The sequence below is a fragment of the Streptomyces sp. NPDC000229 genome (genome assembly GCF_040300825.1).
Lineage (GTDB): Bacteria > Actinomycetota > Actinomycetes > Streptomycetales > Streptomycetaceae > Streptomyces.
Genome location: NZ_JBEPEL010000021.1, coordinates 69,721 through 85,123, shown reverse-complemented (window position 1 = coordinate 85,123; position 15,403 = coordinate 69,721). Strand labels below are relative to the sequence as shown.

15 protein-coding genes are annotated in these 15,403 nt (G+C 73.5%); 8 read left to right on the top strand and 7 right to left on the bottom strand.

What is annotated here, in order from left to right:
* Positions 1 to 159 precede the first annotated feature (159 nt).
* Both ABT360_RS13935 and ABT360_RS13930 read right to left on the bottom strand, forming a co-directional pair.
* A complete protein-coding gene (locus ABT360_RS13935; RefSeq protein WP_351814749.1) occupies positions 160 to 666 on the bottom strand; it encodes a YbaK/EbsC family protein in 507 nt (168 codons plus the stop codon).
* An 80-nt stretch (positions 667 to 746) separates the two neighbouring features.
* The gene (locus tag ABT360_RS13930) at positions 747 to 1,463 is read right to left on the bottom strand and encodes a lysophospholipid acyltransferase family protein (RefSeq protein ID WP_351814747.1); all 717 of its coding nucleotides are present in this window, start codon (positions 1,461 to 1,463) and stop codon (positions 747 to 749) included.
* 161 nt (positions 1,464 to 1,624) lie between these two features.
* Here ABT360_RS13930 and ABT360_RS13925 point away from each other — a divergent pair, with 161 nt between their 5' ends.
* The 5 genes from ABT360_RS13925 (at position 1,625) to ABT360_RS13905 (ending at position 8,810) form a co-directional block, all read left to right on the top strand.
* Positions 1,625 to 2,029, top strand: coding sequence for a VOC family protein (locus tag ABT360_RS13925; protein ID WP_351814746.1), 405 nt, complete (start codon positions 1,625 to 1,627; stop codon positions 2,027 to 2,029).
* 164 nt (positions 2,030 to 2,193) lie between these two features.
* A complete protein-coding gene (lanKC, locus tag ABT360_RS13920) occupies positions 2,194 to 4,779 on the top strand; it encodes a class III lanthionine synthetase LanKC (RefSeq protein WP_351814744.1) in 2,586 nt (861 codons plus the stop codon).
* Complete coding sequence (locus ABT360_RS13915) at positions 4,776 to 4,904, top strand: SapB/AmfS family lanthipeptide (protein ID WP_073755677.1); 129 nt, start codon at positions 4,776 to 4,778, stop codon at positions 4,902 to 4,904. Before lanKC ends, ABT360_RS13915 begins: the two co-directional genes overlap by 4 nt.
* A gap of 502 nt (positions 4,905 to 5,406) precedes the next feature.
* Positions 5,407 to 7,092: an ABC transporter ATP-binding protein gene (locus ABT360_RS13910; RefSeq protein WP_351814755.1), complete on the top strand. Its 1,686-nt coding sequence runs from the start codon at positions 5,407 to 5,409 to the stop codon at positions 7,090 to 7,092.
* Positions 7,089 to 8,810 carry an ABC transporter ATP-binding protein gene (locus ABT360_RS13905; protein ID WP_351814741.1) on the top strand — a complete coding sequence of 574 codons (1,722 nt, stop codon included), beginning with the start codon at positions 7,089 to 7,091 and terminating at the stop codon, positions 8,808 to 8,810. The genes ABT360_RS13910 and ABT360_RS13905 overlap by 4 nt, the downstream gene beginning before the upstream one ends.
* A gap of 13 nt (positions 8,811 to 8,823) precedes the next feature.
* Here the strand turns inward: ABT360_RS13905 and ABT360_RS13900 are convergent, their stop codons facing one another.
* Complete coding sequence (locus ABT360_RS13900) at positions 8,824 to 9,432, bottom strand: response regulator transcription factor (RefSeq protein WP_351814739.1); 609 nt, start codon at positions 9,430 to 9,432, stop codon at positions 8,824 to 8,826.
* 305 nt (positions 9,433 to 9,737) lie between these two features.
* Here ABT360_RS13900 and ABT360_RS13895 point away from each other — a divergent pair, with 305 nt between their 5' ends.
* The 3 genes from ABT360_RS13895 to ABT360_RS13885 all read left to right on the top strand — a co-directional run bounded on the left by ABT360_RS13895 (position 9,738) and on the right by ABT360_RS13885 (position 12,115).
* Positions 9,738 to 10,208 (top strand): DUF6098 family protein, encoded by a 471-nt coding sequence (locus ABT360_RS13895; RefSeq protein WP_351814737.1) that lies wholly within the window; start codon positions 9,738 to 9,740, stop codon positions 10,206 to 10,208.
* A gap of 99 nt (positions 10,209 to 10,307) precedes the next feature.
* A complete protein-coding gene (locus tag ABT360_RS13890) occupies positions 10,308 to 11,621 on the top strand; it encodes an APC family permease (protein ID WP_351814735.1) in 1,314 nt (437 codons plus the stop codon).
* 113 nt (positions 11,622 to 11,734) lie between these two features.
* Positions 11,735 to 12,115: an SSI family serine proteinase inhibitor gene (locus tag ABT360_RS13885; protein ID WP_351814733.1), complete on the top strand. Its 381-nt coding sequence runs from the start codon at positions 11,735 to 11,737 to the stop codon at positions 12,113 to 12,115.
* Between the two features lie 64 nt (positions 12,116 to 12,179).
* On the opposite strand, the gene ABT360_RS13880 is transcribed toward ABT360_RS13885, so the two are convergent.
* The 4 genes from ABT360_RS13880 to ABT360_RS13865 all read right to left on the bottom strand — a co-directional run bounded on the left by ABT360_RS13880 (position 12,180) and on the right by ABT360_RS13865 (position 15,396).
* Positions 12,180 to 12,338 carry a hypothetical protein gene (locus tag ABT360_RS13880; RefSeq protein ID WP_199831194.1) on the bottom strand — a complete coding sequence of 53 codons (159 nt, stop codon included), beginning with the start codon at positions 12,336 to 12,338 and terminating at the stop codon, positions 12,180 to 12,182.
* A gap of 57 nt (positions 12,339 to 12,395) precedes the next feature.
* Positions 12,396 to 13,358, bottom strand: a complete 963-nt coding sequence (locus tag ABT360_RS13875; RefSeq protein ID WP_351814731.1) for a cytochrome c oxidase assembly protein — start codon at positions 13,356 to 13,358, stop codon at positions 12,396 to 12,398.
* A gap of 126 nt (positions 13,359 to 13,484) precedes the next feature.
* A complete protein-coding gene (locus ABT360_RS13870; RefSeq protein ID WP_351814729.1) occupies positions 13,485 to 14,510 on the bottom strand; it encodes a 6-phosphofructokinase in 1,026 nt (341 codons plus the stop codon).
* 157 nt (positions 14,511 to 14,667) lie between these two features.
* Positions 14,668 to 15,396, bottom strand: a complete 729-nt coding sequence (locus ABT360_RS13865) for a type 1 glutamine amidotransferase (protein WP_064067135.1) — start codon at positions 15,394 to 15,396, stop codon at positions 14,668 to 14,670.
* Between the last annotated feature and the right edge of the window lie 7 nt (positions 15,397 to 15,403).

Below are 15,403 nucleotides of genomic sequence, written 5' to 3'. Positions count from 1 at the left end.
GGTCCCATGCCCGCCGCGTGAGAACTCCGTGCCGGTCGGTCTGCTCCGCTCCGCGCCGGCCGCCTCTGGGGCGCCGGTCTTCGCGCCGACTCGCCTCCGCGCCGGCCGCCTCTGGGGCGCCGGTCTTCGCGCCGACTCGCCTCCGCGTCGGCCCGTGCGTCAGTCCGCCTGTGCGATCGGAGCCGTCCGGGGCTCGGCGATCGCCACGTAGTCCGCCGTCCGCAGCGCCAGCGACCGGTCCAGCCGCGCGGCGTTGAAGAACAGCTCGTCCTGCTCCAGCAGCGCCGGGTCGACGACCAGTTCCAGCTCCGGGTCGAAGGAGAACGGCAGGATCGTGCCGCTCACGCTGCGCGCCAGCCGCTCCGCCACCTCCGGTGTCGCGAACCCGGCGTAACCACCGCCCAGCAGCGCCTTCACCGCGCCCAGGTCGACCCGCCGGTCACCGGGCACCACGGCCAGGACGTACCGCTTCGTCTTCTTGCCGGTCTTGACCATCACGACGATGCACTTGGCTGCCTGCTCCAGCCGGTTGCCGCGCATCGCGCTGACCGCCTCCGTGGCGCCCTCCGGCTCGTGCTCGATCACCCGGTAGGCCGCCCCGCGCTCGTCCAGCAGGCCGATCAGCTTGTCGTACGTCTCGTGCTCGTTCCTCTGGTGGTCGCTCACCGATGTCCCTTCGGGCAGGAGGCCTTTGCCGGCGTGAGCCCGACGATACCCATCGGTGATCCCCGGGCGCCGAACGGCTCTCAGCGACGGAACCTCGGAGGGAACTTCCGCTGCTGTTCAGCCTGTTGCGCCTCCTTCACCTTGGCCGCGTAGTCGTCGACGTACTCCTGGCCCGACAGGGCGAGGATCCGGTACATGATCTCGTCCGTCACGGCACGCAGGACCGTCTTGTCGTTCTCCATCCCCGCGTACCGGGAGAAGTCCAGCGGCTCGCCGAACCGGACCCTCACCCGTTTGATCTTCGGGACCACCTGCCCGGGCGGCTGGATCTCGAACGTCCCGACCATCGCGCACGGGATCACCGGAACGCCCGCCTTCAGGGCCATGACCGCGACTCCAACCTTGCCCTTGTAGAGCCGCCCGTCGTGCGAGCGGGTGCCCTCCGGGTAGATCCCCAGCAGCTCGCCCTTGGCCAGCACACCGAGCCCCTCGCGGATCGCGGCCTGCCCGGCCTCCTTGCCGGACCGGTCCACCGGGATCTGCCCGGCACTGCGGAAGAACGCGGCGGTCAGCCGGCCCTTGATCCCGGGGCCCGTGAAGTATTCCTGTTTCGCGAGGAAGGTGATGCGCCGCTTGAGGACGACCGGCATCAGGAAGTGGTCCGAGAACGACAGATGGTTGCCCGCGACGATCGCGGCGCCGTCCTCCGGAATGTGCTCCAGTCCCTCGGTCCTCGGCCGGAACAACAACCGCAGCACCGGCCCGAGGAACACGTACTTGAGCAGGTAGTAGAACACTGGCTGGCTCCCTACTGCACCGGATCGGCTCTGATCGGATCGGCGGCTCTGTGCGTTTTACCAGGACGCAATCCAGTTCAAGGGGGATCAGTGTAGGTGCGCGTGTCGTGGCCGGGAACCACACGCGTGATGGGCGGCCGGGATGCGGGCACAAGGGGTTCATGACTGTACCCAAGAGCAGTGTCCTGGTCCTGGACAGCGCCGAACCCGAGGCCCTGGCGGAGTTCTACGCCAAGCTCCTCGACGCCCGGACGCAACGCGGAACCGATCCCGACTTCATCGAGGTGGTCGGCCAGTACGGCGTATGCGTGGCCGTACGGCGCGACCACGGCTACGCGCCGCCGAGTTGGCCCCGGCCCGACGACTCCCAGCAGGCGCACCTGCACATCCTGGTGGCCCAGGAGGACATGGACGAGGCCGAGCGCGAGGCGGTCGGCCTGGGCGCCCGGCCGGTGGAGACCAGGGACAACTCCGGGCCGCGGGACGTGCGGACGTACTCCGACCCGGCGGGGCACTCCTTCGTCCTGGTCGCCAGGGAAGGCCGTTCGGCGATGGAGACGACCTGAGGGCGTCACGAGGGGGCCGCGAGAGGGGCCGAGAGCCCCGACGGGGCCATGGCGGGCCGCAGGTTACTCATGCGTTCCGCACGGTCGGTTGCTGACGCCTGTGACTGTTCCCACCCGTTCCCGGGATGACAACGTCGTCTCCGTCGCCGACCGAGGGAGCAGGTGTGATCAAGGGATACGCCGCCTTCTGCGACGCGGACCGCCACTTCTACGACGCGCCGTACCGGCTGTCCGCCGAGGGCACCGACCGCAGGGGCGCGCTGTACGGGGCGGCGCTCGCCCCCGTACCCGAGGGGTGGCGCCGGCACCGCAGCGGTGACTGGCTGGCCCTGCGCCCCATCGACCTGACGCTGCCCGCGCAGGGCTGGAAGATCCACGTATCGGCGTGCCTGGAGAACGCCGAAACGATTCTCTCGCGGGTCATGGACTACTGCCTCGCCCGGGGCGTCGCCTTCAAGTTCGTCCCGAGCCGCTACCTGCTGCACACCCGCAACGCCAAGTACGCCGACCGCGCCGCCAGTGGCAAGTTCATCACCGTCTACCCGGCCGACGACGAGCAGTGCCACCGCATCGCCGACGATCTGGCGGCGCTGCTCGACGGCGAGCCCGGCCCGTACATCCTCAGCGACCTCCGCTGGGGCCAAGGACCGGTGTACGTCCGGTACGGCAGCTTCACCCAGCGGCACTGCTACGGCGAGAACGGCGAACTGTGCCCGGCCGTCGAGCACCCCGACGGGCGGCTCGTCCCCGACCTCCGGGGCCCGGTCTTCCAGGTGCCCGACTGGGTGGACCCGCCCGCCTTCCTCCGGCCGCACCTCGACGCACGCGCCGCCGTGACGGTCACCGACATCCCGTACGGCATCGACAGCGCCCTGCACTTCTCCAACGGCGGGGGAGTCTACGTCGGCCACGACCGCCGCACCGGCGAGAAGGTCGTCCTCAAGGAGGCCCGCCCGCACGCCGGCCTCGCCGCCGACGGCGCCGACGCGGTGACCCGGCTGCGGCGCGAACAGACCGCGCTGGAGCGACTCGCCGGACTGCCGTACACCCCCGAGGTCAAGGGCACGTTCGTGCTCGGCGACCACCACTTCCTGGCGATGGAGTTCCTCGAGGGCAAGCCCCTCAACACCTTCTTCGCCCGCCGCCACCCGCTGATCGAGGCCGACCCGACACCCGAGTCGCTGGCCGAGTACACCCAATGGGCACTGCGGATCCACCACCTGGTGGAGGAAGCCGTCGACGCCGTGCACGCACGCGGAGTCGTCTTCAACGACCTGCACCTGTTCAACATCATGGTGTCCGAGGACGAGACGTCCGTGGCGCTCCTCGACTTCGAGGCCGCCGCCCACATCGACGAGGGGCGGCGCCAGACCGTCGCCAACCCGGCGTTCGTCGCGCCCCCCGACCGTCGCGGATTCGCCGTCGACCGCTATGCGCTGGCGTGCCTGCGCCTCGCCCTGTTCATGCCGCTGACCAGCCTCTTCCCGCTGGACCCGGGCAAGGCACGGCACCTCGCCGACATCGCGGCCGCGCACTTCCCCGTACCGCGCTCCTTCCTCGACGAGGCGGTCGAGGAGATCGCCGGGCACATCGGCAGCGGGCCGTACCTGCCCGTCGAGCCCGGCGACTGGCCGCGCAGCCGCGATTCCATGGCGCGCGCCGTGCTCGCCTCCGCCACACCGGAGCGCGAGGACCGTCACTTCCCCGGCGACATCGCCCAGTTCGCCTCCGCGGGCGGCGGACTGACCTTCGGCTACGGCACCGCCGGCGTCCTGTACGCCCTCGCCGAGACGGACGCCGGACCGTGCCCCGAAGCCGAGGAATGGCTGCTGCGGCGCACCAAGGAGCCCGAGTCCGGCACACCCATCGGCTTCTACGACGGCCTGGCCGGCGTCTCCTGGACCCTGGACCGCCTGGGGCATCCCGAACGCGCCCTGGAACTGGCCGAGCTGACCCTCCAGCGCCCCTGGGAGGACATCGCCCCCGACCTGCACAGCGGCCTCGCGGGCGTGGGCCTCGCCCTGGACGCGCTCGGTATGCGCGACGCCGCCCTGCGCTGCGCCGACCTCGTCGCGGGCGCCCTCCCCGGTATATCCCGGGCCGGGTTGCTGCACGGCGCGTCCGGGCCCGCCCTGCTCTTCCTCCGCCTGTACGAACGCACCGGTGACACCGGCCTGCTGGACCTCGCCGCCGACGCCCTGAGGCGCGACCTGGCCCGGTGCGTGACCAGCGCGGGCGGCACCCTCCAGGTCGACGAGGGGTGGCGGACCATGCCGTACCTCGGCGCCGGGAGCGTAGGCATCGGGATGGTCCTCGACGACTACGCCGCCCACCGCGACGACGCCGACTTCGACCAGGCGCGGCGCGACATCGTCCGGGCCGCCCAGGCCACGTTCTACGCCCAGCCCGGGCTGTTCCGCGGGGCGGCCGGCATGGTGCTGTACCTCAGCCGCACCACCGCGCCCGGCCCCGGGACCGCCCCCTGCGACATACGGCGCCAGATCGACGCCCTCGCCCGGCACGCCGTGCCGTACCAGGGCCATCTGGCCTTCCCCGGCGAGCAGATGATGCGGCTGTCCATGGACCTCGCCACGGGCACCGCGGGCTGCCTGCTCGCCCTCGGCAGCGCCGCGTCCGACGGACACGCGCACCTGCCGTTCCTCCCGCCGCTCCGGCGGCCCACGAGCCGGCCCCAGCCAGGGGCCGAAACAGAGCACACCGTCCCCATGAAGGAAAGGAATCAATCATGACGCTTCTCGACCTGCAGTCGATGGAGACCCCGAAGGAAGAGGCGACGGGCGACATCGCCACGGGCAGCCGCGCGAGCCTGCTGCTCTGCGGCGACAGCAGCCTGAGCGTCACCACCTGTAACTGACCCGCCCGGTCGCGCGGTGCCGAATGCGCGCGGCCGTACGGATCACCCGGTCCCGGGCGGCTCACCCCGCCCGGGACCGGCCACATCCCGGACCACTCACGCCCCGCCCCAGGAGGACACCGGGCCCATGACCTCCCCGCCCCCGGAAGCCCACCCGGCCCAGGCGCCCGGCCCCGCGCACGACACCGGGGCCGCGGAGGGGCACGGCCCCGCGCACAGCGCCGGACCCGCGGAGGGGCACGGCCTCGCGGAGGCGCCCGACCCCGCGCACGGCACCGGGCCCGCCCCGAGTCCCGGCTCCGCGCCGTCCGGCCACCCGCAGCGGCGCAGCGCCGGGCCCATCAGCGGCTCGGGCGCGGTGCCGGACACCGGTTCCGCGGGCGGCGCCACGCCCGCGGAGAGCACCACGTCCGGGGGCGCCACCGGGCCCGCGCAGGGCGCCGGGGGCGTATCGAGTGGTACCGGGTCCGCGAAGGGTGAGGGCCGGCGCGGAGCCGACCGGATGCTGTGGAGGGCCGCACGGCACAGCGGAGGCCGGGCCGCGGCCGTACTGTTCTGCTCCCTGGGCGCCGCGCTCGCCGCCCTGGCCGAGCCGGCCGTCCTCGGCCGCAGCCTCGACCTGCTGCTCGCCGGGTCCGCCGACGCACCGCGCTGGGTGGCCCTGTGCGCCGCGCTGATCGCCGCCGAGGTGGTCCTCGACGCGCTCGTGGCCCTGCTGACCGGCGCCACCAACGCCCGGTCCACCGCCTGGCTCCGCCACCGCGCTCTCGGCCGCCTGCTCGCGGCCTCCCCGCACCGCGCTGCGGCCCGCTTCGCCCCCGGCGACCTCGCCACGCGCCTGACCACCAACGCCACCGAAGCGGGCACCGTCCCGGCCACCGCCGCGGGCGCGCTCGCCACGATCCTGCCGCCCCTCGGGGCGCTGGTCGCCCTGCTCCTCATCGACCTGTGGACGGCGGCCGCGTTCCTGGCCGGCGTCCCGCTGCTCGTCCTGCTGCTGAGGGCCTTCGCCCGCAGCACCTCCGACACCGTCTCCCGCTACCAGCGCGTGCAGTCGGGCATGGCGGACCGCCTCGTGGAGGCCCTGTCCGGGGCCCGCACGATCGCCGCCGCCGGCACCGCCGCGCGTGAAGAGCGGCGCATTCTCGCCCCGCTGTCCGAACTCGCCGCCGAGGGACGGACGATGTGGCTCGTCCACGGCCGTGCCGTCGCCCGCAGCAGCGTGCTCATGCCCCTCCTGGTGACCGTCGTCCTCGCCGTCGGCGGGGCCAGGCTCGCCTCCGGGGCCCTGGGGGTCGGCGAGTTGGTGGCGGCCTCGCGGTACGCCGCCCTCGCCGCCGGCGTCGGCTCGGTGGCCGCGGCCCTCGGCGCCCTGGTCCGCGGCCGGGCCGCCGCCCGCCGCACCGGCGAGCTTCTCGCCCTCCCGGCGGTGCCGCACGGCCGGGAAGCCCTGCCCGCCGGCGGCACGGGCGCGCTCGAACTGCGCGGTGTCACCGTCGTACGCGACGGGGCCGCCGTACTGCACGGCATCGACCTGCGGGTGCCCGGCGGGGCGACCGCCGCCGTGGTCGGCCGGTCGGGCGCCGGAAAGTCCCTGCTCGCCGCCGTCGCGGGCCGGCTCGTCGCCCCCGACGAGGGGCACGTCACGCTCGACGGCGTACCCCTGGACCGGCTGGAGCCCCGGCAGTTGCGCCGCGAGGTCGGGTACGCGTTCAGCCGGCCCGCCCTGTTCGGCACGACCGTCGGCGAAACCATCGCCTTCGGCGCCGACCTGCCCCCGCCGAGTACCGTGCGGTCCGCCGCCCGGGCGGCCGGGGCGGACGGGTTCGTCGTACGGCTGCCCGAAGGCTACGACACGCCCCTGGGTGACGCGCCGCTCTCGGGCGGCGAGTTCCAACGCCTCGGTCTGGCCCGGGCGTTCGCCCACGCGGGACGGCTGCTGATCCTCGACGACGCCATGTCCGGGCTGGACACCGTCACCCAGCGGCAGGTCGAGCGGGCGCTGGCCCACGACGTCCGGCCGGGCACCCGGCTCGTCGTCGCCCACCGGCTCTCCTCGGCCGCCCGGGCGGACCTCGTGGTGTGGCTGGAGGGCGGCCGGGTACGCGCCGTCGGGCCGCACCGGACGCTCTGGCGGAACCCGGCGTACCGGGCCGTCTTCGCCTCGCCGGCCGCGGGGGAGGCATGACGGCGCGCCGGGTCATGCCCGAGGGGCGGCGTTTCCTGCTGCGGAGGAAGCGCGACGTGCTGCGCCTCGGCGCCTGGTCCCTGCTGGAGTCCGCCCACACGTTCCTCGGCGGCTATGGAGTCGCCCGCGCGCTGGACGACGGCTTCCTCGCCGGGCGTACCGGCGTCGGCCTGGGGTGGCTGGCCGTGGCCGCCACCGGGGCGCTCCTCGGCGGGCTCGCCGTACGCGGGGTGTTCTCGGGGCTCGCGGGCCTGGTCGAGCCGCTCCGGGACGGGCTGGTCCGCCGGGCGGTGTCGCAGGCTCTCGCGGCGGCGGTGGCCGACCCGGCGCGCGCGGAGGGCCCAGCCGGCAGCGCGGCCGTCTCCCGGCTCACCCACCAGACCGAGATCGCCCGCGACAGCTTCGCCGGACTCGTACTGACCACCCGGTCCTTCGTCTTCACCGCCATCGGCGCGCTGCTCGGCATGGCCGCCCTGGAACCCGCGCTGACTCTCGTCGTCCTGCCGCCGCTCCTGCTCGGGCTGGCGATGTTCCTCGCCACCCTCGCCCCCATGGCCGCTGTGCAACGCGCGTTCCTCGACGCCGACGAGGCCCTGTCCGCCAGGGTCGGCGCGGTCGGCGCCGGGCTGCGGGACGTCGTGGCGTGCGGTGGCGAACGGTACGTCGCAGCCGAGGTCGGGCGGCTGATCGAGGCCGAGGCCCGGCTCTCCCGCCGCCTGGCCCGCTGGGCCGCCGTCCGCACGCTCGCCCTGGGCGCGGCGGGCCGGCTGCCGGTCGTCGCACTGCTGCTGGCCACGCCGTGGCTGCTGGACGGCGGGGTCACCGCGGGCGCCCTGCTCGGTGCCCTCACCTACCTCGTACAGGCGCTGCTGCCGGCCCTGGACGCGCTGATGACCGCGCTCGGGGCGGCCGGAACACGGCTGCTGGTGGTCCTGGAGCGCTTCACCGGCGAGCACCCCGAACTCCCGTCCCGTCCGCCGTCCTCGAAGTCCCCGTCCCCGTCCCCGCCCCCGTCCCCGACTCTCCTCCGCCCCGCCGCACCCGCCGCCGAGCTGCGCGGTGTCACCTTCGCCTACGGCCCCGGGGCACGCCCCGTGCTGGACGGCCTCGACCTCGTCGTCGAGCCGGGGGAGCACCTCGCCGTCGTGGGCCCGAGCGGCATCGGCAAGTCCACCCTGACCGCCCTCCTCGCCGGGCTCCTGACCCCGACCGGCGGCACGGTCACCGTGGCCGGCGTACCCGCGCTCCTGCCCCAGCAGGCGTACGTCTTCACCGGTACCGTCCTCGACAACCTCCGCTACCTCAACCCCGACGCCACCCCCGCCCAGGTCGAGCGGGCGGTGGACGAACTCGGGCTCGCCCCCCTCGTGCGGCGGCTCGGCGGCCCGGACGCGGTGATCGACCCGGGCCGGCTGTCGCACGGCGAGCGGCAGAGGCTGGCGCTCGGCCGCGCCTACCTGTCGCCCGCCCCGCTCCTCCTGCTGGACGAGGCGACGTGCCACCTGGACCCCGAGACCGAGGAGCACGCCGAACGCGCCCTCGGCGCCCGGCCCGGCGCCCTCGTCGTCGTCGCCCACCGCATCTCGTCCGCCGTACGGGCCGACCGGGTCCTCGTCCTGGACGGGGACCGGGCCCAGTGCGCCCCGCACGGCGAACTGCTGGCGCGCTCCGGCCTCTACCGGGACCTCGTCGGGCTGTGGCAGCCCGACGCGGCCTGATGCCGGAAGTCCCCTACACCCACCCGGCGCCCTGGGAGATGCGGATCGCGTCGATCCGGTTGCGTGCGCCGACCTTCCGGGTGGCCGACGCCATGTAATTGCGTACCGTCCCGTTCGACAGGTGCAGGCCCCGCGCTATCTCGGCGATCGATTCGCCCTCCGCCGCCCGGGCCAGCACGCTCAGCTCGCGCGCGGTCAAGGGCATTCTGGACGCCTCCAGGAACCCGAAGGCGAGCGACTCGTCCACGAACCGCTCGCCCTCGGCGACCTTGTGGATGCCCCGCACCAAGCGGTGCGGCGAACCGTGCTTGTCGACGTAACCCAGCGCCCGCGCCTCGAACGCCCGGCGCAGCGCCCCCGGCCGCCCCGCCGACGCCAGCACCAGCAGTGCCGTACGGGCGCCGAGTATCTCCCGGTCCGCCTCCGTCCCGCCGTCCAGCAGTTCCGCCGCGCCCGGGCAGTCGAGGTCCACCACGCACACATCCGGCCGTAACGACCCGACGTGCCTGCTCGCGGTGCGCCAGCCGGCCGAGAACACGTCGAAAGCCCCCTCCGTCTTCAGCAGCGCCACCAGCGCCGACCTCAGCAGACTGACGCTGTGCAGCACAAGCACCCTTGTCATGTCCCCATCCCCTCCCTGGCGTCTGCCCGGCGATCACGCCGGGCATCCGTATGGTCACCCATGCGGCTTCCCCGGGCGGCCCGGCTGGAACATTTCCCCGGGGTACGCGCGGGGCGCGCGCCCCGCGCGGACGAGCGCCCCCCGCGCTGCCGTGTGCGCCTGTGTGCGCCTGTGTGCGCCCTTGCTGGGACCGCCCGTGCTGGGGCGTGACGGGTGGGACGCCGGTCACGTGGTGGGAGTCGGCGCGTCGCCCGAGAATGGCTGGGTATGCGGTGGTCCTCCGTGCGACGAGGAGGGTGGAGCCCATGACGTACACGACCGACCGGTCCGCTGTCCCCGACGGGGAGACCGAGCTGCCCACCGTGCGCTCCCTGCGGGAGCTCGGCGAGCTGGTGGAACGCCGGGGGCCGCTCTACGTCCGCTGGTCCCGGGGCCCGGGCCACGACCTGGACGCGACCCGCAGCGTCGACGAGCTCACGGGGATCCCGATGCCGGGGCTGTCCGCCAACCCGCTCCAGGTCGAGTCGTGGTGGGGCGACCGCTCCCTCCGGCTCTGGGTGGCGCGCCGCCTCTACGACTACTGCCATCTGCGCCGCGACCGGGACGGTGACGTCCGCCCCTGGACGCTCCGCGGCCGCGAGGTGGCCCGGGGCCCGGACAACGAGCCGCTCGTCTGCGACATCGAGCCGGTGTGCTGGATCGACCTGGCCGTCATCGAGGAGGCGGAGGCGGAGGTCGCCCGCCAGCGCCGCCCCTGGGGCCCCATGCGCCGCTGACCGCCCCGCCCCGCCCCTCCCGGACCGTCCGGCCGCCCCGCCGCCCACCAGTGACCAACGTCCCGGCTGGCACCCCGCATCCGGGGAAGACGGGGTTCCATGTCGACTGCGAACGATCAGCCGCTCAAGCGCGCGCTCACCACGCCCCTGCTCTACTTCTTCATCCTCGGCGACGTCCTCGGAGCCGGCGTCTACGTCCTGATCGGCCAGGTCGCCGCCGACGCCGGAGGCGCCGTATGGGTGCCGCTCGCCGTCGCTCTCGCGCTCGCCCTGCTCACGGCCGCGTCCTACGCGGAACTCGCCACCAAGTACCCCCGCGCCGGTGGCGCCTCCCACTACGCCACCCGTGCCTACGGGCCGTTCGCCGGGTTCCTCGCGGGCTTCTGCATGCTCGCCGCGGGGATCGTCTCGGTCGGAGCGCTGGCCCGGGGCTTCGCCGGTGACTACCTGACGGCGTTCGTGACCGTCCCCGTCGCCCTGGTCGCCGTCCTGTTCCTGGCGGCCCTCGCCCTGGTCAACGCCCGCGGCATCCGGGAGTCCACGCGTGCCAACGTGGTCGCCACGGTCATCGAGGTGGGCGGTCTCGCGATCATCGTCGTACTCGGCGCGTGGCTGCTGCTGCGGGGCGACGGCGACCCGGGCCGCCTCACCCGGCTCGGTACGGCCGAGCAGGGCGCGGCCTCCGCCGTACTGAGCGGCGCGGTCCTCGCGTACTACTCCTTCGTCGGCTTCGAGACGTCCGTCAATGTCGCCGAGGAGACCCGCGACCCCCGGCGTTCCTACCCCCGCGCCCTCTTCGGCGCGCTCATCACGGCGGGCGCCGTGTACGTCCTCGTCGGTCTGGCCGCCTCCGCCGCCGTACCGACCGGCACGCTCGCGCAGTCCAGCGGGCCGCTGCTGGAGGTGGTGCGGGCGGCGGGCGGAGTGCCGGTGTGGCTGTTCAGCGCGATCGCGCTGGTCGCCGTCGCCAACGGGGCCCTGCTGACCGGCATCATGTCCTCCCGGCTCGCCTACGGCATGGCCCGGGACGGTCTGCTGCCCGCCGCGCTGACGAAGGTGCTGCCCGGGCGCCGCACCCCGTGGGCCGCGATCGCGGCCACGACCGCCCTGTCGATGCTCCTCGCCCTCACCGGCAGCGTCGCCACCCTCGCCTCGACCCTGGTCCTTCTGCTCCTGGTGGTGTTCTTCATGGTCAACACCGCCGCGCTCGTCCTGCGCCGCGACCCGGGCGGCGCCTCCGGCCACTTCCGGGCTCCGACCGTGGTCCCGGTACTGGGCGCGGCCTCCTGCGTCCTGCTCGCCACCCGGGTCGAGCCCGAGGTCTGGCTGCGCGGGCTGATCGTGCTGGGCGTGGGCCTGGTGCTCGCGGCGGTGGCCGCCGCCCGGCGCGACACGGAGCGGGCGCCTGTGTGAGGCGGCGGCGTGGGCCATGCGCGGTACCGCGCGGCGTGGCGGCTTGGCCGCGGGCCGCACCGGATGTGCCCTGGCCCTGCGCGTTCCCGCGCCAGGAGCCCCGGGAGTACGAGATGTCCCTCCGAGTCACCGCCGCCGCGGCCGTTCTCCTCGCCCTCGCCCCGGCCGTCCCCGTTCACGCCGACCCGCAGGACCAAGGCCTCTTCCTGACCGTCTCGGGCGGCGACGAGAGCTGGATCCGGGGCGTCCGGCTCTACTGCTCGCCCCGGCCGCGCGGCCCCCACCCGAACGCCGAGGGCGCCTGCGCGGCCCTCGACACGGCGCGTGGGGACCTCGACCGGCTGCGTGGTGACCAGCATCCCTGCACCAAGAGGTTCGACCCGGTCACCGCGCGTGCCGTCGGCGAGTGGCGCGGTCTGCGGCTCGACTGGCGCAAGACCTACCCCAACGACTGCGTACTGGACACCGAGACCGCCCCCGTTTTCCGCTTCTGAGCAGCTCCGGGACGGGCTCCGGGCAACCTCCGGGCGGGCCCTGGCCCGCCCCGGCGGCCCCCGGTCACGTGTCGCGCGTGGCGGCCATACCGATCGTCACCAGCCCGAGCACCACCCAGCCGAACCACAGCCAGCCGTTGCTGCCGAGCGCCACCGTGTACGCCGTCGTCACCACCAGCGCCCCGATGGTGAGCCCGCTCATCGTCTTCGTGGAACCGGACATGCGCGTCCTCCTCATGGCGGCCGTACCGCCATGGTCCCCCCTGAGGAGCCCCTGCCGCTACCGTCCGCGCGCCTGCAACGAGGCCAGGTAGGCGTTGTACGCCGCCAGCTCCTTGTCCCCGTCCCGGTCGGCCGCCCGGTCCTTGCGGACCGCGTGGCGCTGCTCGGACCGGTACCACTGGTACACCAGCGCGATCAGCACCAGCACGGACGGGATCTCGCTGAACGCCCAGGCGATGCCGCCCGCCGCGTTCTGGTCGGCGAGGGCGTCGACACCGAGCGAGGCCGGCGGGTTCGCGTACGCCTTGACCATCGGCTCCGTCGCCATCATCAGCGCGATGCCGAAGAAGGCGTGGAACGGCATGCCCGCGAACAGCTCCAGCATCCGCATCACATAGCCGGGCCGGTGCGGACCCGGGTCCACGCCCATGATCGGCCAGAAGAAGACCAGGCCCACCGCGAGGAAGTGCATCATCATCGCGATGTGCCCCGGCTTGGAGCCCATCAGGAAGTCGAACAACGGCGTGAAGTACAGGCCGTACAGGCTCGCGATGAACAGCGGGATCGTGAACACCGGGTGCGTGACGACCCGCATGTAGCGGCTGTGCAGCAGCGCCAGCAACAGCTCGCGCGGCCCCTTGGCGCCGCGCCGGGACGCGACCGGCAGCGCCCGCAGGGCCAGCGTCACCGGCGCGCCGAGGAGCAGCAGGATCGGCGACAGCATGCTGATGACCATGTGCTGGACCATGTGCACGCTAAACATGACCATGCCGTAGTCGTTCAGCTTGGTGCACATCACCAGCGCCACGGTCAGCACACCGACGACGAAGAACACGATCCGCGCGACCGGCCAGGCGTCTCCGCGCCGGCGCAGCCGGGCGACGCCCCACCCGTACAGGGCGAGGGCCAGCAGACAGCCGACGAGGAAGAAGGTGTCCGGCGAGAACGCGAGGGCCCGCTCCAGGGTGAACGGCGGCAGATCCATGGGCATGCCGTGCATACCGTGCCCGCTGTGATCCATCCGCCGGCTCCTGATTCGTTTCGTGCTGGGTTGTCCGCTTGCGGGGTCCAGACTAGAACCGCCCCCGATCGCGGCTGCGACCGGGGGCGGGATGTTCAGCACACAACGGAAATCACCGGACGGACGTCACAGGACCGTCTCGGCCTCGTCGTACCGCTCCGACGGCACGGTCTTCAGCGTCTCCACGGCCTCGGCCAGCGGCACCATCACGATGTCCGTGCCGCGCAGCGCGGTCAGCATGCCGAACTCGCCCCGGTGCGCCGCCTCCACCGCGTGCCAGCCGAACCGCGTCGCCAGGACCCTGTCGTACGCGGTCGGCGTCCCGCCCCGCTGCACATGCCCGAGGATCACCGCGCGGGCCTCCTTGCCGAGCCGGTGCTCCAGCTCGCCCGCCAGCTGCTGGGCCACGCCGGCGAACCGCTCGTGCCCGTAGATGTCCTTGCCGCCCTCGTTGAACTCCATCGTGCCCGCGCGCGGCTTGGCGCCCTCCGCGACCACCACGATCGCGAACTTCTTGCCCGCCTCGAAGCGCGCCCCGACCCGGGCGGTCAGCTCGTCGATGTCGAAGGGTCGCTCGGGGACGACGATCGCGTGCGCACCGGCGGCCATGCCGGAGTGCAGGGCGATCCAGCCGGTGTGGCGGCCCATGACCTCGACGATCAGCACACGCTGGTGGGACTCGGCGGTGGTCTTCAGCCGGTCCAGCGCCTCCGTGGCGACGCCGACGGCCGTGTCGAACCCGAAGGTGACGTCGGTCGACGCGATGTCGTTGTCGATGGTCTTGGGCACACCGACGATCGGCAGCCCCGCCTGGGAGAGCAGGTTGGCGGCCTTGAGGGTGCCCTCGCCGCCGATCGGGATGATCGCGTCGAGACCGAGGTCGGCGACGTGCCCCTTGGCGCGCTCGACGCCGTCGACGAGGTGCGCCGGCTGGACGCGGGAGGAGCCGAGGATCGTACCGCCCCGGGCCAGGATGCCGGCCACCGCGTCAAGGTCGAGCTTGCGGTAGTCGCACTCCAGGAGGCCCTTCCAGCCGTCGTGGAAGCCGATGACCTCGTCGCCGTGGTCGACGACGGCGCGGTGCACGACGGAACGGATGACAGCGTTCAGACCGGGGCAGTCGCCGCCGGAGGTGAGCACACCAATGCGCATAGCCCGAAATACCTTTGCAACGTGGGCCGACTCCCGGACCACGTCGTCCGGTTGGATCCCCGCCACCCTACCGGCGTTGGGTGACGGGGCCGAAACGAGCGTCCGACTACTGGACGGTAGTCGTACGAACCGACAAAGCCGGTGGATCGACGGCCCGTCAGGCGGGCTGGCTCGCCGCCGCGATGCGCTCCGCGCGCAGCGCCTCGTACCACCGGTCGTCGGTCGGCGGCAGCGCGTTCACATCGAGGGCCAGCTTCAGCAGCAGGTCCGCGATCTGAGGATTGCGCGCCATGACCGGTCCGTGCATGTACGTCCCGAAAACGGTGTCGTTGTACGCGCCTTCGGTGCCGTCCCCGGTGCCGTTGCCGTTGCCGAACACCGTCCGGGCGAACGGGCGGGCCGTCGGACCGAGGTGGGTGACGCCCTGGTGGTTCTCGAAACCGGTCAGCTGGGGCAGGCCCAGGCGCGGGTCGATGTCCGCCAGTACGTCACCGACGCAGCGGGCGCCCTCGCCGCGCGTGGAGATCACGTCGATCAGGCCGAGGCCCGGCTCCCGCTCCCCGAGGTCGTTGATGAACTCGTGGCCCAGGATCTGGTACCCGGCGCACACCGAGAAGATGATGGCGCCGTTCTCGGCGGCCCGGTTCAGGCCGCCGTCCCGGCGCAGCCGCTCGGCCGCCAGCCGCTGCGGCCGGTCCTCGCCGCCACCGATCAGGTAGATGTCACCGGACGTCGGGATGGGCTGGTCGCTGCGCACGTCCACCCGCTGCACGTCCAGGCCGCGCTGGCGGGCGCGCCGCTCCACCACGAGGGCGTTGCCCTGGTCTCCGTACGTACTGAGCAGGTCCGGGTAGACCCACACCAGACGCAGACTGCTGTCGCTCATGCTCATG

What these genes read in the sequence shown, in the direction of transcription:
- ABT360_RS13885 (WP_351814733.1), top strand. Translation starts at nt 11,735, where the DNA reads ATGTCCCTCCGAGTCACCGCCGCCGCGGCCGTTCTCCTCGCCCTCGCC.
- ABT360_RS13875 (WP_351814731.1), bottom strand. Translation starts at nt 13,358, where the DNA reads ATGGATCACAGCGGGCACGGTATGCACGGCATGCCCATGGATCTGCCG.
- ABT360_RS13890 (WP_351814735.1), top strand. Translation starts at nt 10,308, where the DNA reads ATGTCGACTGCGAACGATCAGCCGCTCAAGCGCGCGCTCACCACGCCC.
- ABT360_RS13895 (WP_351814737.1), top strand. Translation starts at nt 9,738, where the DNA reads ATGACGTACACGACCGACCGGTCCGCTGTCCCCGACGGGGAGACCGAG.
- ABT360_RS13915 (WP_073755677.1), top strand. Translation starts at nt 4,776, where the DNA reads ATGACGCTTCTCGACCTGCAGTCGATGGAGACCCCGAAGGAAGAGGCG.
- ABT360_RS13865 (WP_064067135.1), bottom strand. Translation starts at nt 15,396, where the DNA reads ATGAGCGACAGCAGTCTGCGTCTGGTGTGGGTCTACCCGGACCTGCTC.
- ABT360_RS13925 (WP_351814746.1), top strand. Translation starts at nt 1,625, where the DNA reads ATGACTGTACCCAAGAGCAGTGTCCTGGTCCTGGACAGCGCCGAACCC.
- ABT360_RS13880 (WP_199831194.1), bottom strand. Translation starts at nt 12,338, where the DNA reads ATGTCCGGTTCCACGAAGACGATGAGCGGGCTCACCATCGGGGCGCTG.
- ABT360_RS13870 (WP_351814729.1), bottom strand. Translation starts at nt 14,510, where the DNA reads ATGCGCATTGGTGTGCTCACCTCCGGCGGCGACTGCCCCGGTCTGAAC.
- ABT360_RS13905 (WP_351814741.1), top strand. Translation starts at nt 7,089, where the DNA reads ATGACGGCGCGCCGGGTCATGCCCGAGGGGCGGCGTTTCCTGCTGCGG.
- ABT360_RS13900 (WP_351814739.1), bottom strand. Translation starts at nt 9,432, where the DNA reads ATGACAAGGGTGCTTGTGCTGCACAGCGTCAGTCTGCTGAGGTCGGCG.
- ABT360_RS13910 (WP_351814755.1), top strand. Translation starts at nt 5,407, where the DNA reads ATGCTGTGGAGGGCCGCACGGCACAGCGGAGGCCGGGCCGCGGCCGTA.